Here is a 21,685-nt window from a genome sequence, read left to right on the forward strand (position 1 = left end):
CTCGGGCCTGGGAGCACGAGAACCGTCGCCGACGCCGAGACTCGGCACCCGGGGCGCCTGCGGGGTGCGTCAGGCGGCGGGCGTCTCCTGCGTGCCGGTCAGCTGCGCGCGGCCGAGCAGGTGCTCCCGGAGCAGGAAGCCGACGACGGCCGGGGTGGCGTCGGCGGGCGCCTCGAGCACCGGCACGTCGAGTGCGCTGACGGTGAAGACGTAGCGGTGGGGTCCGTGGCCGGCGGGCGGTGCGGCGCCGAGGAAGGTGTCGGTGCCGTACTCGTTGCGGCGGCGCAGTGCCTCGGCGGGCAGCAGCGCGTCGTCGGTCCCGGCGCCCTGCGGGAGCGAGGTGGTCGACGCCGGGACGTCCGTCAGGCTCCAGTGCCAGAAGCCCGAGCCGGTCGGGGCGTCGGGGTCGTACACGGTGAGGACGTAGCTCTGCGTGCCCTCGGGTGCGCCGGACCACTCGAGCGCGGGGGAGCGGTCCTCGCCGCCGACGTCGGAGCCGCGCGCCCAGTCGGGCAGCGCGCCACCGTCGGCGAAGTCGGGGCTCGTCAGGGTGAACGTGGGGACCTCGGGGAGGTTCCAGTTGGGGTCGTTGGCCATGCGTTCCAGCCAACACCCGCGGCCTGTCCCGAGGGTGGGACGGACCGGGTGGGACGGACGGGAGGCGCGTGGCGGCGCCGCCCCGCGCCTCCCGTCCGCAGCGTGCGCACGCGCGTGCCGTGGCCGGTGCGCGGTCCACGTTCCGTACGCGAGAGCGACAGGCCGCCGCGAACCGTCCGCGGAAGCCTGTCGCTTTCGCGGAGACGACCCGCGGGGAGGAGCTGCGGAGCGGTCCGCGGCGGGGGAGGACCCCTGGCGACGCCGAGGTGCCAGCGAGGTCAGCGCGTGATGACGCGCTCGACGACCCGCCCGAGCGCTGCCGTCGCGGCGATCGCGTCGCCGGCGTACGCACCGGCCATCACGCCGTCGCGCGCGAGCATGAGTTCGTCGGCACCGTCGCCCGGCATCGGGTGTCCGGCGCGCTGCAGCAGCGCGAAGAGCTGTTCCGTGTACCAGTCACGGTGTGCGGCGACGACCTGGCGGACCGGGTCGCGGGGGTCGTGGTACTCCGCAGCCGCGTTCAGGAAGGCGCAGCCGCGGAAGTCCGGGCGTCCGACGTCGTCGGAGACCGCTGCGACCCAGGCGCGGACGGCTTCCACCGGGGAGGCTGCCTCGTCGACCAGTCGCGTGAACGCCTGCTGCACCCGCTCGTCCTGCGCGCGGATGTAGGCCAGGATCAGGTTGTCCTTCGACCCGTAGTGCTTGTAGAACGTCGCCTTCGTGACGCTCGCCTCGGAGATGAGGCGGTCGACCCCCACGCCGCGGATGCCCTCCTCGTAGAAGAGCTTCGACGCGGTCTCGAGGATGCGGACCTTCGCGCCGCCGGAGCGGGGAGTCGGGGGGACGCTCGACCCGCCCGGCGACGCGAGGTTCGTGCTCGGGCCCGGGAGACGCTGGACGGTCGGTTGGGGGGAATCGACCGTCACAGCGCTGCTCCTCGGACTCATCGGCTCCGCGGGGGAGTGGGGGGACTCCGCCGCGCAGGACTGATGTCCCGAGCCACCGGGTCGGAATCTAGGGGGGGCTTCCGACCCGATGTGACGACTGTACCACAGGGAGGACAGACAGACGAGTCTTTCTATCCTCCTCGTCCGTACCCCACTTCGAGGTACGCGCCGTGAGGCTGTGGAAACTGGATGGCGAGCCCTGACGGGTCAGTAGGCTCTCCTGCGATGAACCAGCCAGTGCCGTTGCCGCTCGAGGCCCAGGACACGTCCTTCCTGACGTCCGGTGGTGCCTTCGTCCGTCGATCCGTGCTGCCGTCCGGTGTCCGGGTCCTGACCGAGTCGGTCCCGGGAGCGAGTTCGACCAGCCTCGGCTTCTGGGTCGGTGTCGGTTCCCGCGACGAGCGCGAAGGCCAGTTCGGGTCGACGCACTTCCTCGAGCACCTGTTGTTCAAGGGCACCGGACGACGCAGCGCACTCGACATCGCCATCGCGTTCGACTCCGTGGGCGGTGAGCACAACGCCGCGACCGCCAAGGAGTACACCTGCTACTACGCCCGCGTCCGGGACACCGACGTCCCGATGGCGGTCGAGGTGATCGGCGACATGGTCACCGGCTCGGTGCTCGACGCGGATGCGTTCGCGGTCGAGCGCGGCGTCATCCTCGAAGAGCTGGCGATGGCCGCCGACGACCCGGCCGACGTCGCGGGCGAGGCCTTCTTCGCCGCGGCCTTCGACGGGCACCCCCTCGGCAGGCCCATCGGCGGGACGCCCGAGAGCATCCGTGCCGTCGGGCGCGACGAGGTGCTCGACCACTACCGCGAGCACTACGCGCCGAACGGCATCGTCGTCACCGCGGCCGGTGCCGTGGACCACGACCGCTTCCGCGAACTCGTCGAGCGCGTGTTCCGCGACGCCCCGAAGGCCTCGCCGCTCGCCCGACGGACGCCGCAGACGGTGGCCGACCCCGCCGTGGCGCGCCTCGCGGTCGCGCACCGCCCGACCGAACAGGTCAGCATGCTCCGCGGCTCCCAGGGCCTCGACCTGCGCGACGACCGCCGCCCGGTCCTCAGCGTGCTCAACGCCGTGCTGGGCGGTGGCATGAGCTCCCGCCTGTTCCAGGAGGTCCGCGAGCGCCGCGGTCTCGCCTACGCCGTGTCGTCCTTCGCTCCGGCGTACCTCGACAACGGCGCGTTCGGCGTCTACGCGGGCTGTGCTCCGGACAACGTCGCCGGTGTCGTCGAGATCATCGACGCCGAGTTCGCCCGCATGGTCGACGACGGCATCACCGAGGACGAGCTCCGCCGCGCCAAGGGGCAGATCGAGGGTGCCCTGACGCTCTCGCTCGAGGACTCCGACGCGCGCATGACGCGGCTCGGGCGATCCGAGCTCGGCACCGGTGAGTTCACCGACCTCGGTACCGCGCTGCAGCGGGTCGACCGGGTCACCACCGGCGACGTGCTCGACCTGGCGCGCGACCTGCTCACCCGGCCGACCATCACCTCGGTGGTCGGTGCCGTGCAGCGGGACGAGCTCGCAGCGGCCCTCGGCGTCGGGGGGTGACGGACGTGTCGCACTACCTGTACCTCGTCCGGCACGGTGAGCACCAGGACGCCGAGCACGGGCTCCGTGACGGCAAGCTCTCCGAACGCGGGAAGCGTCAGGCGGTGCTCGTGGCCGACCGGCTCGGCGGGGTGCCCTTCGACGGTGTGTACCACTCGCCGCTCGACGCCCCGAGCGAGACGGCGGCGTACCTCGCGCAGCGGCTGCCCTCGATCCAGCCCGAGCCCTCGACGCTGCTCTTCGACTGCATCCCGTCCGGGCCGACACCGGACATGCCGCACGCCTACCAGGGCTGGTACGGCGGTGTGACCGAGGAGGAGATCGTCGCCGGGCAGGCCCAGATGGGCGACGCCGTGGCCGAGTTCTTCACGCCGGCGCGGGAGGACCGCCACGACCTGCTCATCACCCACAACGCGGTGATCGGCTGGTTCGTCCGCGAGGCCTTCCAGGCCCCGGAGTGGCGCTGGATGGGCACGAACGTGGCGCACACCGCGCTGACGATCATCCGGATCCGCTCCGCGAAGCCGGCCGAGGTGGTCACCCTCAACGACCTGGCGCACCTGCCGGTGGAGCTCCGCACGGGGCTGCCGGTCGAACAGCCCGTCTAGCGTCCCGCCACGGACCGGGGCACGGGTCCGGCCTGGAGGCGCGACACCGGTCAGCGCACCGGCAGGCGGTACCAGGCGGTCGCGTTCGGGTTGTCGTTGAACGCCGCGACGCGCCGGTAGCCGCGGCTCCGGTACATCGCACCCGCGGCGACGAGCGAGTCGTTCGTGTCGAGGACGACACTGGTGGCGCCGAGGTCGCGCGCGGCGCGCTCCAGGGCGTCCATCACCGCGGTCCCCACGCCCCGACCACGCCCGGCGGGGGAGACGTAGACGTGCTTCACCTCGAACCACGCGTCGTCGCGCTCGTCCGCGTCACCCGGATGAGCAGGGATCCGTCGCAGCCCGCCGCAGCCGACCGGGCGGGACCCGTCGTCGTCCACCTCGTACGCCACCACGAACACGCCGTCCGGCGCCGTGAACTCGACGGCCGGGGTGCGCTTCCGCGAGTACGAGCCCTGCGCGCTCGGGAACGTCGCCTCGCGCTCGTCGAGGTAGGCGTCGAGCAGGGCGTCGACCTCGGGCGCGTCGGCGGGGACGGACCTGACCTGGAGCGGCATGCGTCGATCCTAGGATGGAGCCCATGGTCACTCCCGTCGCCGTCGTCGGCGCCACCGGTCGTCTCGGGGGCCTGGTGGCCTCCGTCGTGGAGTCGCTCGACGGCTTCGAGCTCGTCGCGTCGCTGTCCTCGCGGGACGCCGCGCACGAGGCCCCGCCGTCGGTGTTCGGCGGGGCGACCGTCGTCGTCGACGTCACCGTCCCCGCGCTGAGCCCCGCGATCGTCGAGCACGCCCTGGCGAGCGGCGCGAACGTCCTCGTCGGGACCTCGGGCTGGTCGCTCGACCGCCTGGCGACGCTCCGCGCCGGACTCGAGGCACGACCCGACCAGGGTGTCCTCGTCGTCCCGAACTTCTCGATCGGCTCGGTGCTCGCGACGCACCTCGCCACGATCGCCGCGCCGTGGTTCCCGTCCGTCGAGATCGTCGAGACCCACCACGCGGGCAAGGTCGACAGCCCGTCGGGGACCGCCGTCCGGACCGCCGAGCTCATCGCGGACGCCCGCCGTGAGGTCGGACCCGTCGACGCCCCGCACGTCGACCAGCGTGCCCGTGGGCAGCAGGTCGCGAGCGTCCCGATCCACTCGCTGCGTCTGCCGGGCGTCACGGCCGTGCAGGACGTGCTGCTCAGCGGCCCGGGCGAGACCGTCACGATCCGCCACGACACGACGGACCACGTGGCGTACGTCGCCGGCATCCGAGCCGCGTTGTCCGCCGTGGTCGGTGCCCGCGGGCTGACCGTCGGGCTCGGCAGCGTCCTCGGCATCGGTCAGCCGTGACCTCGGCCTGGCGGTCCCTCCGCTCACCGTTCTGGGGTGCGGCGCTGATGACCCTGCTGCTCGCGCTCTACATCGGACTCGTCGGGCAGCGTGCGGTCGCGTTCGTGCAGACCGGCCAGCCGATCGGCATCGCCATCGGCGTCGCGCTGTTCGTCGTCGCCGCGATCGGCGCGCTGCTGCTCGTGCTCGAGGTCCGCTTCGGCCTGCGCATCACCCGGCTCGGGGCCCGGCTCGAGCAGGAGGGCGCGACCCCGGACGAGGTCGTCCCCGTCCGCCCGTCGGGCCGGCCGACCCGGGACGCCGCCGACGAGCTGTTCCCGCGCTACCGGGACGCGGTCGAGGCCGACCCGGAGGACTGGCGTGGCTGGTACCGCCTGGGCATCGTCTACGACGCTGCCGGCGACCGCAAGCGGGCGCGGGCGGCGATGCGGACCGCCCTGGCGAAGGCGACGGCGACCCGCTGACGGACGGAAGGCCCGTGGCGGTGTCGCCACGGGCCTCCCGTCCGTGGGGTCGTCGGGTCGTTCCGGTCGTCGGGTCGTTCCCGTCGTCGGGTCAGAAGGCGGCGTCGACCGCGTCCTCGGCACGCTCGTACCGGAACCGGTAGCCGGACCCGGTGAGCTTCCGAGGCACCATCCGCTGGCTGGAGAGCAGCATCTCGTCCGCCGCCTCGCGGAGCAGCGTGCGCAGGGCGAAGGCCGGCACGCTGAACAGGTAGGGGCGGTGCAGGTCGTCGGCGACACGACGGGTGATGCGGTTCGACACCGCGGCCTCCGGTCCCGCCAGGTTGACGGGCCCCCGCACATCGGCGGCGTCGGGGCTGGTCGCGAGGTGCACGATCGCGCCGACCTCGTCGTCGAGCGCGATCCACGGCCAGAACTGCCCGCCGGTGCCGAGCTTCCCGCCGAGCCCCGCCTTCGTGAGGGGGACGAGGGGTGCGAGCGCGCCGCCGCCCTGCCCGACCACGATGCCGGTGCGGAGCAGGACGACGCGGACGCCCTCGGGGGCGGCGGTCGCGGCGGCCTCCCACTTCGTGCAGACGTCGGCGAGGAAGCCCGTGCCCGCCTCGGCGTCGTCGTCGAGGACGTCGACGGGACGGTCGCCGTAGACGCCCGAGGCCGAACCGGACAGGAAGAGCGCCGGCGGGTTCGCGGCGTGGCGCATCGCCTCGACGAGGGTCTCCGTCGCCTGGACCCGCGAGTCGAGGATCTGCTGCTTGTAGGACGCGGTCCACGGCAGCTTGCCGATGTTCGCTCCGGCGAGGTTGATCACGACGTCGGCGCCGTCGAGCACCGCCGGGTCGAGCGGCCGGGTGCCGGGGGACCAGCGGAACGCGCTCGCGGTGCGGGGTTCGCTGCGGGTCAGCGTGGTGACGTGGTGTCCGGCCTCGCGCAGGGCACGGACGAGGGGGGTCCCGATGAAACCGGACGCACCGGCGACGAGGATCGAGAGCGGCTGGGTCGACATGGGGGCCACGGTACTCAGCCGGCTCCGGGCTTCGCCGCGTGGTCCCGCCGCTTGGTGGACGTAGGCTCTCCGTGTGAGCGAGACCGTGCAGCCCGATCCCACCGTCCCCACCCCGGCCGTGCCGACTCCCTACGAGGACCTGCTGCGTCGGGTGCTCGAGGAGGGCACGCCGAAGGGCGACCGCACCGGCACCGGCACGCGCAGCATCTTCGGGGCGCAGCTCCGCTACGACCTGTCGCAGGGCTTCCCGCTGGTCACGACCAAGCGGGTGCACTTCAAGTCCGTGGCGTACGAGCTGCTCTGGTTCCTGCGCGGCGACGGCAACGCCCGCTGGCTGCAGGAGCACGGCGTCCGCATCTGGAACGAGTGGGCGGACGAGGACGGCGACCTCGGCCCGGTGTACGGCGTGCAGTGGCGCTCGTGGCCGACCCCGTCCGGCGAGCACGTCGACCAGATCGCCCAGGTCATCGAGCAGATCCGCACGAACCCGGACTCCCGGCGACTCATCGTGTCGGCGTGGAACGTCGCCGACGTGCCGGAGATGGCGCTCGCCCCGTGCCACGCGTTCTTCCAGTTCTACGTCAACGACGGCAAGCTCTCGTGCCAGCTGTACCAGCGGAGCGCGGACATGTTCCTCGGTGTGCCGTTCAACATCGCCTCGTACGCGCTGCTCACCCACATGATCGCCGCACAGACCGGGCTCGAGGTCGGCGACTTCGTGTGGACCGGCGGCGACTGCCACGTGTACGACAACCACGTCGAGCAGGTCCGCGAGCAGCTCTCCCGCACGGCGTACGCGTACCCGACGCTGGAGATCGCCCCGCGCGACTCGATCGACGACTACGTGTACGAGGACTTCACCGTCGTCGGGTACGAGCACCACCCCGCCATCAAGGCCGCGGTCGCCGTCTGATGGGCTGGACCGAGCCCGTCCGTGGCGTCGGCATGGTCTGGGCCCGCACGGCGTCCGGGGTCATCGGTGCCGACGGGGGCATCCCGTGGCACGTGCCCGAGGACCTCGCGCACTTCCGGCAGGTCACCGGTGACGGGGTCGTCGTGATGGGCCGGCGCACCTGGGACTCGCTGCCACCGCGGTTCCGGCCGCTGCCCGGGCGGCGGAACGTCGTGCTGACGCGGGACGCCTCGTGGTCGGCCGAGGGCGCCGAGGTCGTGCACGACCTGGCGACCGCACTCGACACCGACGAGCACGTGTGGGTGATCGGCGGGGGAGCGGTGTACGCCGACGCGCTGCCGTTCGCCGACCGGGTGTCCGAGACGATCGTCGACCTCGAGGTCCCGGGCGACACCCGTGCACCGGCGCTCGGCGACGCGTGGGAGCTCGCCGACGAGGGACCGTGGCAGGCGTCCCGCGTCGACGGCACCCGCTACCGCTTCCTGGAGTGGCGCCGCCGCGCGTAGCGCGGGGCGGCGCGGGGTCCGCGCCCGCGGTGCCCGCGCCCGCGGCGCGGGGTGCTCGCGCACAACCGGGAGCACGACGCGCCACGCGATCCCGTGGCGCGCGGTGCTTCCGGTTGTGCACCGCGCCAGCCCACGGCGCCCCACCTGCCGGGCCGCGGGTCGCCGCACGCGTCGAGCCGCGCCTCCCGGCCGCAGCCGCGCCTCCCGACCGTCCGCGAGCCGCGCACCGTCCGACCGGACGGCGGTCCCGGCGCACATCCCCGGTACGCTGGTGCGCGTGTCCCCGCGTGAGAATCCCTTCGGTCAGGTCCTCGTCGCCCTCGTGACGCCGTTCACGGCCGACGGCGAGGTCGACTGGCCCGGCGTCGAGCAGCACATCGACGACTGCATCACCGCCGGCGCCGACGGCATCGTCGTCACCGGGACGACCGGTGAGACGAGCACGCTGACCGACCCCGAGAAGCTCCGGCTGGTCGAGGTCGGCAAGTCCGTCGCCGCGGGCCGCGCGAAGATCATCACCGGCGGTGGCTCGAACGAGACCGCGCACGCGATCCACCTCTACAAGCAGAGCGAGAAGGCCGGCGCCGACGGCGTGATGATCGTCACGCCGTACTACAACAAGCCGACGCAGTCGGGCGTCCTCACGCACTTCCGGATGATCGCCGACGCCACCGATCTGCCGGTGATCCTGTACGACATCCCGGGTCGCACCGGCATCCCGATCACGTACGAGACCATCGTGCGGGCGTCGCACCACCCGAACATCCTCGCCGTGAAGGACGCCAAGGGCGACTTCGCCGAGGTCTCCCGGGTGCTGAACAACACCGACCTCATGTACTTCTCCGGCGACGACACGAACGTGCTCCCGCACCTGTCGATCGGTGCGACCGGTCTGATCGGCGTCACCGCGAACATCACGAGCACGCCGTACCGCACGATCGTCGACGCCGTGAACCGCGGCGACCTGGCGACCGCGACCGCCGAGCACAAGCGCGTCGAGCCGCTCGTCCGCGCGATCATGACGCACGTCCCCGGCACCGTCGCCGCGAAGTACGTCCTGCACGGGCTCGGCCGCATCGGGAGCCCGCGCGTCCGACTGCCGCTCGTCGGCCCCGAGGACACCGAGGCCTACGCCATCGAGACCTCTCTCGAAGCGGTGCGGGACATCCCCGGCGCCGACTTCTCGAACTTCCGCCCCGACCGCAACGCGGCGGCCGGCGGCGCACTGCCGAAGGTGCCAGGCACCACACGTTAGGAAGACCGCGGCGCCGCAGCGCGTCGCACGACAGTCAGGACCGAATGCCCACCCAGCTCTCCACACCGCAGCCGCTCGAACCCGGCACCCTCCGCGTCATCCCCGTCGGGGGCCTCGGCGAGATCGGTCGCAACATGACCGTCTACGAGTTCGACGGCAAGCTGCTGATCGTCGACGCCGGCGTGCTCTTCCCCGAGGAGCACCAGCCGGGCGTCGACCTCATCCTCCCCGACTTCGGGCCGATCCGGGACCGCCTCGACGACGTCCTCGGTGTCGTGCTCACCCACGGGCACGAGGACCACATCGGCGCCGTCCCGTACCTGCTCAAGCTCAAGGCCGACATCCCCCTGATCGGCTCCACGCTGACCCTCGCGCTCGTCGAGGCGAAGCTCAAGGAGCACCGGATCAAGCCCTACACGCTCGTCGTGCAGGAGGACCAGACCGAGCAGCTCGGCCCGTTCCACCTCGAGTTCGTGGCCGTGAACCACTCGATCCCGGACGCCCTCGCCGTCGCGATCACCACCCCGGCCGGCCGCGTGCTGCACACGGGTGACTTCAAGATGGACCAGCTCCCGCTGGACGACCGCATCACCGACCTCCGCGCCTTCGCCCGTCTCGGCGAGCAGGGCGTCGACCTGTTCCTGCCGGACTCGACCAACGCCGACGTCCCCGGGTTCACCGCACCCGAGCGCGACATCGGACCGGTGCTCGAGAACGTCATCTCGCGCGCCCGCAAGAAGGTCGTCGTCGCGAGCTTCTCGTCGCACGTGCACCGCGTGCAGCAGGTCCTCGACGCCGCCGCCGCGACCAACCGCAAGGTCGCGTTCATGGGTCGGTCGATGATCCGCAACATGAACATCGCCGCCGAGCTCGGGTACCTCCGGGTGCCGGACGACGTACTCATCGACACGAAGAAGGCGAAGAACGTCCCCGACGACCAGATCGTCTACATGTCGACGGGGTCGCAGGGCGAGCCGATGGCCGTGCTCGCGCGCATGGCGAACCTCGAGCACCAGATCGAGATCGGCGAGGGCGACACCGTCATCCTCGCGTCGAGCCTGATCCCGGGCAACGAGAACGCCGTCTACCGGGTCATCGACGGCCTGACGAAGCTCGGCGCGAAGGTCGTGCACAAGGGCAACGCGAAGGTGCACGTCTCCGGACACGCGTCCGCCGGCGAGCTCCTGTACTGCTACAACATCCTGCGTCCGCGGAACGTCCTGCCCGTGCACGGTGAGCACCGTCACCTGTACGCGAACGCCGACCTGGCGATCCAGACGGGCGTCCCGCCGCGCAACGTGATCCTCGGGCAGGACGGCATCGTCGTCGACCTCAAGGACGGCGTGGCCAGCGTCGCCGGCCAGCTCGACATCGGCTACGTCTACGTCGACGGGTCGACCGTCGGCGAGATCACCGATGCCGACCTCAAGGACCGCCGCGTCCTGGCGGAGGAGGGCTTCATCTCGATCTTCTGCGCCGTCGACTTCACGACCGGCCAGTGCGTGGTCGGCCCGGAGATCCAGTCCCGCGGCTTCGCCGAGGACGACTCGGTCTTCGACGACGTCCGCCCGCAGATCGCGAAGGCGCTCGCCGACGCGGCCGGCAACGGCACGCGCGACGCACACGCGTTCCAGCAGGTCGTCCGCCGCACCGTCGGCCGCTGGGTGAACACGAAGCACCGCCGCCGTCCGATGATCGTCCCGGTGGTCATCGAGGCGTAGGCACCCGTTCTGCACCCGGCCAGGAGGCTCGGCGCGCGTTCCCCGGGAACGCTCGCCGAGCCTCCTGGCCGTTGCCGTCGCGTCGCGGCTCCGGGGACGGCGTCCGGCTCGGCCGGGCGGCCACCCTGCGTCATCCCTCAGGCTGATGCTCCCTCGGTATGTCAGCCAATACCGTCCGAGGGTGACCGTCCTGCGTCGCTGGGTGTGGCCCGGCCTGAAGTTCCTCGTGTTCGCCGCCATCGCGGTGTCGCTCGTGCGCCTCGCCTTCTTCGCGGCGCAGCCGGACGACACCGAGACGCTGCCGACGGCGCAGCTCGAGGACCCGACCGTCACCGTGCAGACGGGCGACGTCGTCAACGACGTCGAGGCGACCGGGACGATCGAGTCCGTCGCGTCGACGCCGGTGCGTTCGACCGCGGAGGGCACCGTCAACAAGGTGTTCGTGACGAACGGCACGCAGGTCCAGCAAGGAGCACCGATCATCGACCTGCGGGTCGAGACGCCCGCGACGGGGACGACCGAGGACGGTGAGCCGCTCCCCGCGACCGTGACCTTCGCGACCGTCGTCGCGTCGTCGTCCGGCACCGTCTCCGGACTCGACCTCGTGGCGAAGCAGCCCGTCGCGATCGGCGACACCGTCGCGCGCGTCGCCCCCGAGGCGTACCGCGTCACCGCCACCCTCAAGGCAGCGCAGCTCTACCGGTTGACGTCGCGTCCGTCGGAGGCGACCGTGACGATCACCGACGGGCCGGCGCCGTTCACCTGCACGAACCTCTCGCTCAGCTCCGCTGCGGCCTCGGGCAGCACCGCGACACCGGGCACCGAGGGCACGGAGGACGCCCCGGCGACGGGCGGTGGCGCGACGCAGCTGCGGTGCGACGTCCCGGGCGACGTCACCGTGTTCCCCGGGCTCGAGGTCACGGTCGCCGTGTCCGCCGGGTCCGCCGAGGGCGTGCTCACCCTGCCGACCACCGCCGTGCAGGGGACGGCCCAGCGCGGTGTCGTCACCGTGGTCGACGACGAGGGGAAGCGCTCCGAGCGCCAGGTCACCCTCGGGCTCAACGACGGCGAGACCGTCGAGGTCACGGACGGACTGGCCGAGGGCGACACGGTCCTGCAGTTCGTCCCCGGCAAGGAGGCGAAGCCCGACGAGGAGTCGACCGAGGACGGGACGGTGACGGGCGGATGAGCCTCGTGCACGTCCGCGACCTGCGGAAGTCCGTCGTCCTGCCGGACGGCTCGACGCTCGAGATCCTCCGCGGTGTCGACCTCGACGTCGCGGCGGACAGCCGTGTGGCGATCGTCGGCCGCTCGGGGTCGGGCAAGTCGACGCTCCTCAACGTCCTCGGCCTGCTCGACACCCCGACCGACGGGCTGCACGAGTTCGACGGGCAGGACGTCGGACGCGCCGGGTCCGTCCGACGCGATCGCGTGCGCGGCGCGGACGTCGGGTTCGTCTTCCAGCAGTTCAACCTGCTCCAGGGCCGCACCGCGGTCGAGAACATCGAGGTCCCGTTGCTCTACGCGACCGGCCGGGCGTTCTGGTCGCGCCGACGCCTGGCCCTCGAGATGCTCGACCGGGTCGGCCTGGCGGATCGCGCCGACACGCAGCCGCACCGGCTCTCCGGTGGTGAGCAGCAGCGGGTCGCCATCGCCCGGGCGCTCGTCCGGGCTCCCCGGCTCATCCTGGCCGACGAGCCGACCGGAGCGCTCGACGTCGACACCGGACGGGTCGTCATGGAGCTGCTCGAGACCGTCGCGGCCGAGACGGGCGCTGCGCTCGTCACCATCACGCACGACGCAGCGGTCGCGGCGCGGGCGGACGTCGTGCACCGCATCGACCACGGACTCGTCGTCGACGACGTGGACGTCGCGACCGGGGCGGTGGCGGCGTGAACCGGCTGCTCACCACGGTCGTCGGGACCGTCGTCGAGTCCTGGCAGGAGCTCCGCGTGCACCGTGGCAGGGTCGTGCTCAGCCTGATCGGGGTCACCATCGCGGTGGCGTCGCTGGCGGTCGTCGTCGGCTTCGGAGCACTCGCGGAACGGGTCACGGCGGCCTTCAACGAGCAGTACGGCGGGCGACCGGCGACGTACCAGGTCACCGGGACGTCCTCCGCTGCCTCCGCCGCCGCCTCCTCCGCAGGGGACGGCACCGGGGCAGCAGCGGCCGCGGACGCCGACGCCCTCGACCGGGAGCTCCGCGCCGGGGCCGAGCGCTACCACGTCCGCTTCGCGACCGAGGCCTCCTGGACCCAGCGCCCGGTGCAGTTCCCGGACGGGGTCACCCTGGCGCAGGGCGTCACGGTCGACCCCGCGTACGCCGAGATGCACCGCGTGCGCGTCGACGACGGTTCCTGGTTCACCGAGGACGACCGGGATCGCCTCGCGCCGGCGCTCGTCGTCAACCAGGCGTTCCTGGACCGACTGGGCAGCCCGGACGTCGTCACGCACCCGGTCGTGCGCCTGCCGGGGACGCCCGACGTCACCGCCGTCGTGATCGGACGGTACGTGTCGTCGGAGTACGACACCGAGCCGATGTTCTACCAGCTCGCGGACTCCGTCGCGACGGCGAACGCGGTGGCCTCACCCGACGACGGCTCGCAGCGGCTCTTCGAGGTCTGGGTGCCCGAGTACGACGGCAAGGCGGTGGCGACGCGCATCGCCTCGGACGCGGAGCGGGCACTCGGGCCCGGGTGGACCGTCGACGCGACCCGTTCCGACGCGGCCGGTTCGGTCGACGGCGACCCGCTCGGCGCGTTGCGCTGGGTGATCGCGGGGGTCGCGGTCCTGGTCCTCGTGCTCGGTGGGCTCGGGCTCCTCAACGTGTCGCTCGTGAGCGTCCGGCAGCGGATCCGTGAGATCGGCATCCGTCGCGGCGTCGGTGCGACCGCCGGGCGGATCTTCGTGGCCGTGCTGCTCGAGAACGTGCTCGGCACGCTCGTCGCCGGTGCTGTCGGGGTGATGGTCGGCGCGGCGGTGCTCGGCAACGGGACGGTCCGTGGCCTGATCACGAACGGGGTCGACGTCGGGGGAGCACCGTTCCCGGTGGAGGCGGCACTGATCGGGGTCGGCTCGGCGTTGCTGGTCGGGGCGCTCGCCGGGTTCCTGCCCGCGATCGTGGCGGTGCGGGTCAAGGTCATCGACGCGATCCGGTACTGACCGCGCAGGGCGTCCGGTCGGCGCGTCCGGTCGGGGCGCGCGCATCTGCCCGGCGTCCGCCACGGGTCGGGTGCGCGCGCGTGGGGCGTCAGGTCGCGGCGGGGCATCCACGGAATGTCCCGAGCGGGGATTAGGCTCCGTCGCATGGCCGGAGGCACCAAGTCGACCACGCGCTCGCGCGCGTCCACGTCGTCCCGCGGGAGCGGGTCGCGCGGAACGTCGCGCACGCAGGCGACGACGAAGAAGCTGCCGCAGGCCGCACCCACCCCGGTGTTCCGCGAGCAGAACCCCGTCGTGACCGCCTGGCTCGCGATGGCGCACGGCGTCGGCGCGCTCTTCCGCCTGCTCGGCAAGGAGACCCTCGCCAAGGACGAACGACGAGACGGCTTCCCGTTCCTGCTGTTCGTGCTCGCGCTCGCGGGCGGGGTCGTCGAGTGGCTCAACCCCACGAACCCGCTGTCCGTCACGCTCGACGCCTACACGTTCGGCGGGCTCTTCGGGCGGCTGGCGGTCGCGCTGCCCGTCATCATGATCGTCTTCGCGGGGTGGCTGTTCCGGCACCCCGCATCGGTGCACGACAACACCCGGATCGGCATCGGTCTCGGCCTGATGCTGGTGTCCATCGCGTCGCTCTGCCACGTGTTCGGCGGGCAGCCGAGCGCGTCCGACGGCATGGTCGCCCTCGCCGCCGCGGGTGGTGTGCTCGGCTGGGTCGTGATCAGCTGGTTGGTCGCGGTCGCCACGGTGTGGGTCGCGGTGCCGGTCGCGGTCGTGCTGCTCGTGCTGTCGCTCTTCATCATCACGAAGACCCCGCCGAACAAGACCGGTCGTCGCCTGCACGAGCTGTACGCGTACCTGTTCGGTGCGCCAGCTCCCGCGGCAGAGGACGACACCGTCACCGAGGCCGACGCTGCCCCGGCCGCGCCACGAGCGCGCACGTCGAAGCGGCGCACGAAGGACCAGACCGACTTCCCGCTCTTCGAGGACCTCGGGTTCGAGGACGAACAGCGCGCCGACGGCGGGGACGACCCCGCGAGCACCGTCCCCTGGTGGCGACGGAACAAGTCCGGGCGCGAGGAGGACCCGGCGTACGACAGCCCCGTGCTGCCCGCGTCGGCGACGCAGGCTGCCCCCGGTGCCGGTGCCGGTGCCGGTGCCGGTGCCGGTGCCGGTGCCGGTGCCGGAGCGGCTGCGAGTGCGGCTGCCCCTGCCGGGAGCCCGAACGCGGGCGCCGCTGCCGGCCTCGTGGACCACACGCCCGCGGTACCCGCCTCGGTCAACCTCAACGACTCGGTCGAGCACGACGCCGTGCACGGCGAGCAGCAGGTCGAGCAGGACCTCGCCGTCGCCGAGCAGGCCCTCCGCGACTTCGGCACCCCGGTGCCCGAGCAGCCCGCGGCGGTCGCCCGACCGGATGCCGGAGTCTCCCCGGTGGTCTCGCCGACCGCGCCCGAGCCCGAGACGGCCGACGACGGCCTGCCCGCCGCCACCGCCGCCGACGAGGACCCGGCGGCTCCGTACCGCCTGCCCGCGGCGACCACGCTCAGCGCCGGCACCCCCTCGGTCGCCAGGAGCCAGGCGAACGACGACATCGTCGCGGCGATCACCGGCGTGCTCACCGAGTTCAAGGTGGACGCCAAGGTCACGGGCTTCTCCCGCGGGCCGACGGTCACGCGCTACGAGATCGAGCTCGGCCCCGGCGTGAAGGTCGAGCGCGTCACCGCGCTGTCGAAGAACCTGTCGTACGCGGTCGCCTCGAACGAGGTCCGCATCCTGTCCCCGATCCCCGGCAAGAGCGCCATCGGCGTCGAGATCCCGAACACGGACCGCGAGATCGTCTCCCTCGGTGACGTCCTGCGGTCCGGCGCCGCCACCAAGTCGAAGCACCCGATGACCATCGGCGTCGGCAAGGACGTCGAGGGCGGGTTCGTCGTCGCCAACCTGGCGAAGATGCCGCACCTGCTCGTCGCGGGGTCCACGGGCTCCGGCAAGTCGGTGTTCATCAACTCGATGATCACGTCCCTGCTCATGCGCGCGAAGCCGTCCGAGGTCCGCATGGTCCTCGTCGACCCGAAGCGCGTGGAACTGTCGATCTACGCCGGGGTCCCGCACCTCATCACGCCCATCATCACGAACCCCAAGAAGGCCGCCGAGGCGCTGCAGTGGGTCGTGAAGGAGATGGACATGCGGTACGACGACCTGGCGTCCTTCGGGTTCCGGCACGTCGACGACTTCAACAAGGCCGTCCAGAACGACGAGATCGTGCTGCCCGCCGGCAGCGAGCGGAAGCTCAAGCCGTACCCGTACCTGCTGGTCGTCGTGGACGAGCTCGCGGACCTCATGCTCGTCGCCCCCCGCGACGTCGAGGAGTCGATCGTCCGCATCACCCAGCTCGCCCGTGCCGCCGGCATCCACCTCGTGCTCGCCACGCAGCGCCCGTCGGTCGACGTCATCACCGGTCTCATCAAGGCGAACGTCCCGTCGCGCGTCGCCTTCGCGGTGACGAGCGTCACCGACTCGCGGGTCATCCTCGACCAGCCGGGCGCGGACAAGCTCATCGGGCAGGGCGACGGGCTCTTCCTGCCGATGGGCTCGTCCAAGGCCGTCCGCGTGCAGGGCGCCTGGGTGCAGGAGAGCGAGGTCGCCGAGGTCGTCGCGCACGTCACGCGGCAGGCCCGGCCCGAGTACCGGCAGGACGTCCAGGCGGTGGTCGAGCGCAAGGAGATCGACGCCGACATCGGCGACGACCTCGAGCTGCTCCTCGCCGCCGTCGAGCAGGTCGTCTCGACCCAGTTCGGCTCGACGTCGATGCTGCAGCGCAAGCTCCGCGTCGGCTTTGCGAAGGCGGGTCGCCTGATGGACCTCATGGAGTCGCGCGACATCGTCGGGCCCTCCGAGGGCTCGAAGGCGCGCGACGTGCTCGTCACGCCCGACCAGCTCCCCGGGGTGCTCGCGAAGCTCCGCGGCGAGGAGCCGCCGGCTGCCGAGGCGCCGTCGGCGCGGCCTGGAGGCACCACACTCGTCGACGGGGCCGGCACCGGTCCGTCCGCCGTCGGCTCCGGGGCCCCTGCCGCGCCCGGCGCGTCGGGCCCGGGTGGACAGGACGACGACCGCTACGGCTCGGACCCGGTGGCGGACATGACCCGCGGGTACCCTGAGGTCGAGGACGACGGCCCGGACGAGGACGCGTGGGGACTGACGGGCAGGGAGTGAGCGACATGACGAGCTCGGAGACCACACACGGCGCCCGGTTCCCGTGGCGCGGACGGCTGATCCGCAAGGGCGAGGGGCCGGCGTCGACCGCCAACGTGGCGAACGTCATCACCGTGGTGCGCATCCTCATGGCGCCGCTGTTCTTCGTGATGCTGCTCGCCGACGGCGGTCAGGACACGTCGCTGCGCGTCTGGGCGGCCGTCGTGTTCGTCGTCGCGATCGTGACGGACAGCGCGGACGGCATCATCGCCCGACGCCAGAACCTGGTGACGGACTTCGGCAAGCTCGTCGACCCGATCGCCGACAAGGTCCTGATCGGCGGCGCCCTCGTGGCGCTGTCGATCCTGGGCGAGCTGCCGTGGATCGTCACCGTGCTGATCATGGTGCGGGAGATCGGCATCACCGTGTTCCGCTTCGCCGTGCTGTCCGACCGGGTGATCCCGGCCAGCCGTGGCGGCAAGATCAAGACCGTGCTGCAGGCCGTCGCGATCACGCTCGCACTCTTCCCATGGTGGAACGTTGTCGGTGACCTGGCGCACTGGGTGAACGGCATCCTGATGACCGCCGCGCTCCTGGCGACCCTGCTCAGCGGCGCGGACTACCTGTGGCAGGCATGGAAGCACAACCGCAGCGCGGCGTGAGCACCGCCGACGGTCCCGCGCAGTCGGACCCGGCAGCGGATCTCGCTCGCCGCGTCGTGGCGGCCCTCACCTCCCGCGGGGAGACCGTCGCGGTCGCCGAGTCCCTGACGGGCGGGCTCGTGGTGTCGGCGCTCGTCGGCGTCCCCGGCGCGAGCGCGGTCGTCCGGGGTGGGGTCGTCGCGTACGCCACGCCCGTCAAGGCGTCGGTGCTCGGCGTCGACGCCGACCTGCTGGCCGCCGACGGCGCGGTCGACCCGGAGGTGGCGCGACAGATGGCATCGGGGGTGCGGACCGCGCTGGCGGTCGACGGCGTCCCCGCGACGTGGGGGATCAGCACGACCGGGGTCGCCGGCCCGGACCCGCAGGACGGCAAGCCGGTCGGGACCGTCTTCGTCGGCATCGCATCCGCGGAACGCAGTGTCGCGGTGGAGTTGCACCTCGAGGGGGACCGGGCAGCAATCCGGTCCGCCACCGTCTCCGAACTCCTGGCACGGATGACGACCGAGGTCGACAGCGGGGAATAGGTCCTGTTGCCACTGGGTTACATCCCACGCAATCTCCAGCAGAGCGGCAGCCGACGTGGTTAGCATGCTGCGAACGGCAACGCTACTGTTGCTGAACCCGACCCCGGTCACCCGGACCAGGCGGGCGCGGAGACGACAGGAAGGAGGAGTCCACATGGTTCTCGTTCGTCAGGAGATCGGCGACGTGCTTCGGGACTTCCGCTTGCAGAAGGGCCGGACCCTCCGTCAGGTCGCATCCAAGGCCAGCGTCGCGCTCGGGTACCTCAGCGAGGTCGAGCGCGGTCAGAAGGAAGCGAGTTCGGAGATCCTCGCCTCGGTCGCGGACGCACTCGACACCCCGATCTCGACCATCATGCGTGAGGTGGGCGACCGTCTCGCAGTCGTCGAGGGACTCACCCCGGTCCCCGACACGCTGCCCGACGAACTCGTCGCCGAGTTCGACAACGACCTCGCGGTGCGCTGACGCACCACCCATCGACCGCCCTCGCCGGACTCCCGGCGGGGGCGTTCGTCGTTACGCTGGTCCGATGCGCGTGAGTGAGTTCTGGCGAGCCGTCGACCAGGTGTTCGGCGAAGCCTACGGGGCCGTCGTGTCCCGCGACGTCGTGCTCGAGGAGCTCGGAGGACGCTCGGCGGCCGATGCGCTCGACGCCGGTGTCGACGCCAGGCGGGTGTGGGAGGCGCTCTGCGACTCGCAGGACGTCCCGCTCGACAAGCGGCACGGCAAGGGCCTGGCGGAGCCGCGCGACTGAGTCCGCCGTCCGAAACTGTGTTCGGCGTGTTGCTCGAACGCGTGTTCGATCGGTGCTAGGTTCCTGCACAACGGCGCTGACCCGGACCCTCGTCCACAGATCGCGCGGCTGCAGGCAGTGATGTCGGTGGCCCGCCCTAGGTTCGAGGGCATCGGGAACAGCCCGAAGCCTTGTCGCCGAACACCAGCCCTGCACCACCGGCTGGGGTGGACGCGACAGCCTACAGGCGGCCGACACCGAGCACGAAGGAGCACCCCATGCCATCACCCGCAGACCGCGAGAAGGCCCTCGAGACCGCACTCGCCCAGATCGACCGGCAGTTCGGCAAGGGGACGGTCATGCGTCTCGGCTCGGACGAGCGCGCACCGGTCGCCACCATCCCGACCGGGTCCGTCGCACTCGACGTCGCGCTCGGCATCGGTGGCCTCCCGCGCGGCCGCATCATCGAGATCTACGGCCCGGAGTCGTCGGGTAAGACGACCCTGACGCTGCACGCCATCGCCAACGCCCAGCGCGCCGGTGGCATCGCGGCCTTCATCGACGCGGAGCACGCGCTCGACCCCGAGTACGCGAAGAAGCTCGGTGTCGACATCGACGCCCTGCTCGTCTCGCAGCCCGACACCGGTGAGCAGGCGCTCGAGATCGCCGACATGCTCGTCCGGTCGGGCTCGATCGACCTGATCGTCGTCGACTCGGTCGCCGCCCTGGTGCCCCGCGCCGAGATCGAGGGCGAGATGGGTGACTCGCACGTGGGTCTCCAGGCCCGCCTCATGTCCCAGGCCCTGCGCAAGCTCGCCGGTGGACTGAACCAGACGCAGACCACGATGATCTTCATCAACCAGCTGCGCGAGAAGATCGGCGTGTTCTTCGGAAGCCCGGAGACGACCGCCGGTGGTAAGGCGCTCAAGTTCTACGCGTCGGTCCGCCTCGACATCCGCCGCATCGAGACGCTGAAGAGCGGGACCGACGCCGTCGGCAACCGCACCCGCGTCAAGGTCGTCAAGAACAAGATGGCTCCGCCCTTCAAGCAGGCCGAGTTCGACATCCTGTACGGTACGGGCATCTCGCGTGAGGGCTCGCTGCTCGACTTCGGTGTCGACCACGGCATCGTGAAGAAGTCGGGTGCCTGGTACACCTACGACGGCGACCAGCTCGGGCAGGGCAAGGAGAACTCGCGGTCCTTCCTGATCCAGAACGCGGACATCGCCGCCGAGATCGAGGGCAAGATCCTCGCGAAGCTCGGCGTGGGTGGCGCCAAGGCCGATGCTCCGGTCGAGTCGATCGCGCCGAAGCTGGCGGAGCGCAAGGGCGCGTGACCGGCGCAGACGACCACGACGAGGGCCTCGCTCCGGTCACCGACCTGTTCGGGGCGCGGTCCCGTCGTGGTCGCCGCACGGCCCCGGTCGACCTGGAGCCGGTCGACCTGGAGCCGGTCGATCCGGAGCCGGTCGGATCGCACCCGACCACGGAGCACGCAGGCGCGAGGGACGTCCATCGGTCGTCCGACGACGACTGGGCACCCGACTCGATGCTGCTCGGCGACGACGAGCGGCGGTTCGCACCCGTGCTCAGCCGCGTGCGGTCGGGCGACGCCGACACCGACGCCGACGCCGACGGCGACGGCGATGACGGGAACGTGGCCGAGGCAGCGACGGACGCTCGCGACGAGGACGGTGCGACCGTGCCGTCGGCGATCCCCTTCCGCGGGCAGCAGCCCGAGGCCGAGTGGGTGTCCCCGGTGGTCGGCGACGGTTCGGGCCGGAGTGCACGTGCCGAGCAGCACGGGTACGACGACGACACCGCGGACGCTGCGACCGCATCCGTGTTCGCCATCGCGAGCGGCGACGAGATCGACCCGGCCGACGCCCCGCGACCCCTCGACGAGCAGCGCGCCGACGCCGAGCGCGTCAGCATGCGGGCGCTCGGTCGCAAGGGGGTCAGCGAGTCGGAGATGCGTCAGCTGCTGACGAAGCAGGACCTCGACGGCGACGTGGTCGAGCACGAGGTCGCGCGCCTGGTGCGGGTGGGCCTGCTCGACGACGTGGCCCTCGCGACCGACCTGGTCGACCGACTGCACGAGCGCAAGGGCCTCGGGCGTCAGGGCGTCGTCGCCGAGCTGCGCCGACGCGGGATCGACCAGGCAGCGATCGACGCGGCGCTCGACGCAGCGGCGGACGACGCGGACGACGAGTTCGTGCGGGCGAACGAGCTCGCCGAGAAGCGCGCACGCCAGCTCCGTGGTCTCGACCGTGCCACCGCGGAACGGCGGCTCAGCGGGTTCCTGATGCGGAAGGGCTACGGCGCGGGAGTCGTCCGCGTCGCCGTGGAGCGGGCACTCGACGGCCCGCCGCGCCGCTCACCGTCGGGCGGCGGTACCGTCCGCTTCGAGTAGCGGCACCGGGCTCGCGCGGTCAGGTCCGCCATGCCGATCCGTGTCCGGTACGGGCCGCCTCGACGGGCCTGAGGTCGACCTACACTGGGGGGATC

Annotated in this window: 22 protein-coding genes; 18 read left to right on the top strand and 4 right to left on the bottom strand. The window is 72.0% G+C overall.

Annotation, left to right across the window (positions count from 1 at the left end):
- Positions 1-69: 69 nt before the first annotated feature.
- On the bottom strand, positions 70-597 hold the full coding sequence (locus tag ACIPEQ_RS07990; RefSeq protein ID WP_402714765.1) for a YbhB/YbcL family Raf kinase inhibitor-like protein: 528 nt from the start codon (positions 595-597) through the stop codon (positions 70-72).
- A 278-nt stretch (positions 598-875) separates the two neighbouring features.
- Positions 876-1,523 (bottom strand): TetR/AcrR family transcriptional regulator, encoded by a 648-nt coding sequence (locus ACIPEQ_RS07995; protein ID WP_402714766.1) that lies wholly within the window; start codon positions 1,521-1,523, stop codon positions 876-878.
- Positions 1,524-1,769: 246 nt separating this feature from the next.
- On the opposite strand from ACIPEQ_RS07995, the gene ACIPEQ_RS08000 reads away from it, so the two are divergent.
- Together ACIPEQ_RS08000 and ACIPEQ_RS08005 are read left to right on the top strand one after the other, a co-directional pair.
- Positions 1,770-3,104, top strand: coding sequence for a M16 family metallopeptidase (locus ACIPEQ_RS08000; protein ID WP_402714767.1), 1,335 nt, complete (start codon positions 1,770-1,772; stop codon positions 3,102-3,104).
- Between the two features lie 5 nt (positions 3,105-3,109).
- Positions 3,110-3,712 carry a histidine phosphatase family protein gene (locus tag ACIPEQ_RS08005; protein WP_126890292.1) on the top strand — a complete coding sequence of 201 codons (603 nt, stop codon included), beginning with the start codon at positions 3,110-3,112 and terminating at the stop codon, positions 3,710-3,712.
- A gap of 50 nt (positions 3,713-3,762) precedes the next feature.
- On the opposite strand, the gene ACIPEQ_RS08010 is transcribed toward ACIPEQ_RS08005, so the two are convergent.
- Positions 3,763-4,269 (bottom strand): GNAT family N-acetyltransferase, encoded by a 507-nt coding sequence (locus tag ACIPEQ_RS08010; protein WP_402714768.1) that lies wholly within the window; start codon positions 4,267-4,269, stop codon positions 3,763-3,765.
- A 23-nt stretch (positions 4,270-4,292) separates the two neighbouring features.
- Between ACIPEQ_RS08010 and dapB the strand changes: the two genes are divergently transcribed.
- Together dapB and ACIPEQ_RS08020 are read left to right on the top strand one after the other, a co-directional pair.
- Complete coding sequence (gene dapB / locus ACIPEQ_RS08015; RefSeq protein WP_402714769.1) at positions 4,293-5,045, top strand: 4-hydroxy-tetrahydrodipicolinate reductase; 753 nt, start codon at positions 4,293-4,295, stop codon at positions 5,043-5,045.
- Between the two features lie 47 nt (positions 5,046-5,092).
- On the top strand, positions 5,093-5,509 hold the full coding sequence (locus tag ACIPEQ_RS08020) for a tetratricopeptide repeat protein (RefSeq protein WP_402714811.1): 417 nt from the start codon (positions 5,093-5,095) through the stop codon (positions 5,507-5,509).
- Positions 5,510-5,600: 91 nt separating this feature from the next.
- Here the strand turns inward: ACIPEQ_RS08020 and ACIPEQ_RS08025 are convergent, their stop codons facing one another.
- Positions 5,601-6,512, bottom strand: coding sequence for a TIGR01777 family oxidoreductase (locus ACIPEQ_RS08025; protein ID WP_402714770.1), 912 nt, complete (start codon positions 6,510-6,512; stop codon positions 5,601-5,603).
- Positions 6,513-6,585: 73 nt separating this feature from the next.
- Here ACIPEQ_RS08025 and ACIPEQ_RS08030 point away from each other — a divergent pair, with 73 nt between their 5' ends.
- The 14 genes from ACIPEQ_RS08030 (at position 6,586) to ACIPEQ_RS08095 (ending at position 21,590) form a co-directional block, all read left to right on the top strand.
- The gene (locus ACIPEQ_RS08030) at positions 6,586-7,425 is read left to right on the top strand and encodes a thymidylate synthase (protein ID WP_402714771.1); all 840 of its coding nucleotides are present in this window, start codon (positions 6,586-6,588) and stop codon (positions 7,423-7,425) included.
- Positions 7,425-7,931, top strand: coding sequence for a dihydrofolate reductase (locus tag ACIPEQ_RS08035; RefSeq protein WP_402714772.1), 507 nt, complete (start codon positions 7,425-7,427; stop codon positions 7,929-7,931). Before ACIPEQ_RS08030 ends, ACIPEQ_RS08035 begins: the two co-directional genes overlap by 1 nt.
- A 277-nt stretch (positions 7,932-8,208) precedes the next feature.
- The gene (gene dapA, locus ACIPEQ_RS08040) at positions 8,209-9,186 is read left to right on the top strand and encodes a 4-hydroxy-tetrahydrodipicolinate synthase (protein ID WP_209678003.1); all 978 of its coding nucleotides are present in this window, start codon (positions 8,209-8,211) and stop codon (positions 9,184-9,186) included.
- A gap of 44 nt (positions 9,187-9,230) precedes the next feature.
- The gene (locus tag ACIPEQ_RS08045) at positions 9,231-10,907 is read left to right on the top strand and encodes a ribonuclease J (RefSeq protein ID WP_402714773.1); all 1,677 of its coding nucleotides are present in this window, start codon (positions 9,231-9,233) and stop codon (positions 10,905-10,907) included.
- Positions 10,908-11,088: 181 nt separating this feature from the next.
- Positions 11,089-12,096, top strand: coding sequence for an efflux RND transporter periplasmic adaptor subunit (locus tag ACIPEQ_RS08050; RefSeq protein WP_402714774.1), 1,008 nt, complete (start codon positions 11,089-11,091; stop codon positions 12,094-12,096).
- Complete coding sequence (locus tag ACIPEQ_RS08055) at positions 12,093-12,803, top strand: ABC transporter ATP-binding protein (protein ID WP_402714775.1); 711 nt, start codon at positions 12,093-12,095, stop codon at positions 12,801-12,803. The genes ACIPEQ_RS08050 and ACIPEQ_RS08055 overlap by 4 nt, the downstream gene beginning before the upstream one ends.
- The gene (locus ACIPEQ_RS08060; protein WP_402714776.1) at positions 12,800-14,068 is read left to right on the top strand and encodes an ABC transporter permease; all 1,269 of its coding nucleotides are present in this window, start codon (positions 12,800-12,802) and stop codon (positions 14,066-14,068) included. Before ACIPEQ_RS08055 ends, ACIPEQ_RS08060 begins: the two co-directional genes overlap by 4 nt.
- Before the next feature lie 144 nt (positions 14,069-14,212).
- Entirely contained in the window at positions 14,213-17,281 is a 3,069-nt protein-coding gene (locus tag ACIPEQ_RS08065; RefSeq protein WP_402714777.1) for a DNA translocase FtsK, read from the top strand.
- A gap of 5 nt (positions 17,282-17,286) precedes the next feature.
- The gene (pgsA, locus tag ACIPEQ_RS08070) at positions 17,287-17,922 is read left to right on the top strand and encodes a CDP-diacylglycerol--glycerol-3-phosphate 3-phosphatidyltransferase (RefSeq protein WP_209678014.1); all 636 of its coding nucleotides are present in this window, start codon (positions 17,287-17,289) and stop codon (positions 17,920-17,922) included.
- Positions 17,919-18,446 (top strand): CinA family protein, encoded by a 528-nt coding sequence (locus tag ACIPEQ_RS08075; RefSeq protein WP_402714778.1) that lies wholly within the window; start codon positions 17,919-17,921, stop codon positions 18,444-18,446. The genes pgsA and ACIPEQ_RS08075 overlap by 4 nt, the downstream gene beginning before the upstream one ends.
- Positions 18,447-18,600: 154 nt before the next feature.
- A complete protein-coding gene (locus tag ACIPEQ_RS08080) occupies positions 18,601-18,909 on the top strand; it encodes a helix-turn-helix domain-containing protein (RefSeq protein ID WP_058725115.1) in 309 nt (102 codons plus the stop codon).
- Between the two features lie 64 nt (positions 18,910-18,973).
- Positions 18,974-19,198, top strand: coding sequence for a DUF3046 domain-containing protein (locus ACIPEQ_RS08085; protein ID WP_126890305.1), 225 nt, complete (start codon positions 18,974-18,976; stop codon positions 19,196-19,198).
- A gap of 257 nt (positions 19,199-19,455) precedes the next feature.
- Entirely contained in the window at positions 19,456-20,514 is a 1,059-nt protein-coding gene (gene recA, locus ACIPEQ_RS08090; protein WP_066653287.1) for a recombinase RecA, read from the top strand.
- Entirely contained in the window at positions 20,511-21,590 is a 1,080-nt protein-coding gene (locus tag ACIPEQ_RS08095; RefSeq protein ID WP_402714779.1) for a regulatory protein RecX, read from the top strand. Before recA ends, ACIPEQ_RS08095 begins: the two co-directional genes overlap by 4 nt.
- The last annotated feature ends 95 nt before the right edge of the window (positions 21,591-21,685 follow it).

Source organism: Curtobacterium sp. NPDC087080 (genome assembly GCF_044745105.1).
GTDB lineage: Bacteria > Actinomycetota > Actinomycetes > Actinomycetales > Microbacteriaceae > Curtobacterium.

What these genes read in the sequence shown, in the direction of transcription:
- ACIPEQ_RS07990 (WP_402714765.1), bottom strand. Translation starts at nt 597, where the DNA reads ATGGCCAACGACCCCAACTGGAACCTCCCCGAGGTCCCCACGTTCACC.
- ACIPEQ_RS08000 (WP_402714767.1), top strand. Translation starts at nt 1,770, where the DNA reads ATGAACCAGCCAGTGCCGTTGCCGCTCGAGGCCCAGGACACGTCCTTC.
- ACIPEQ_RS08010 (WP_402714768.1), bottom strand. Translation starts at nt 4,269, where the DNA reads ATGCCGCTCCAGGTCAGGTCCGTCCCCGCCGACGCGCCCGAGGTCGAC.
- dapB (WP_402714769.1), top strand. Translation starts at nt 4,293, where the DNA reads ATGGTCACTCCCGTCGCCGTCGTCGGCGCCACCGGTCGTCTCGGGGGC.
- ACIPEQ_RS08020 (WP_402714811.1), top strand. Translation starts at nt 5,093, where the DNA reads ATGACCCTGCTGCTCGCGCTCTACATCGGACTCGTCGGGCAGCGTGCG.
- ACIPEQ_RS08025 (WP_402714770.1), bottom strand. Translation starts at nt 6,512, where the DNA reads ATGTCGACCCAGCCGCTCTCGATCCTCGTCGCCGGTGCGTCCGGTTTC.
- ACIPEQ_RS08035 (WP_402714772.1), top strand. Translation starts at nt 7,425, where the DNA reads ATGGGCTGGACCGAGCCCGTCCGTGGCGTCGGCATGGTCTGGGCCCGC.
- ACIPEQ_RS08045 (WP_402714773.1), top strand. Translation starts at nt 9,231, where the DNA reads ATGCCCACCCAGCTCTCCACACCGCAGCCGCTCGAACCCGGCACCCTC.
- ACIPEQ_RS08055 (WP_402714775.1), top strand. Translation starts at nt 12,093, where the DNA reads ATGAGCCTCGTGCACGTCCGCGACCTGCGGAAGTCCGTCGTCCTGCCG.
- ACIPEQ_RS08065 (WP_402714777.1), top strand. Translation starts at nt 14,213, where the DNA reads ATGGCCGGAGGCACCAAGTCGACCACGCGCTCGCGCGCGTCCACGTCG.
- pgsA (WP_209678014.1), top strand. Translation starts at nt 17,287, where the DNA reads ATGACGAGCTCGGAGACCACACACGGCGCCCGGTTCCCGTGGCGCGGA.
- ACIPEQ_RS08080 (WP_058725115.1), top strand. Translation starts at nt 18,601, where the DNA reads ATGGTTCTCGTTCGTCAGGAGATCGGCGACGTGCTTCGGGACTTCCGC.
- ACIPEQ_RS08085 (WP_126890305.1), top strand. Translation starts at nt 18,974, where the DNA reads ATGCGCGTGAGTGAGTTCTGGCGAGCCGTCGACCAGGTGTTCGGCGAA.
- recA (WP_066653287.1), top strand. Translation starts at nt 19,456, where the DNA reads ATGCCATCACCCGCAGACCGCGAGAAGGCCCTCGAGACCGCACTCGCC.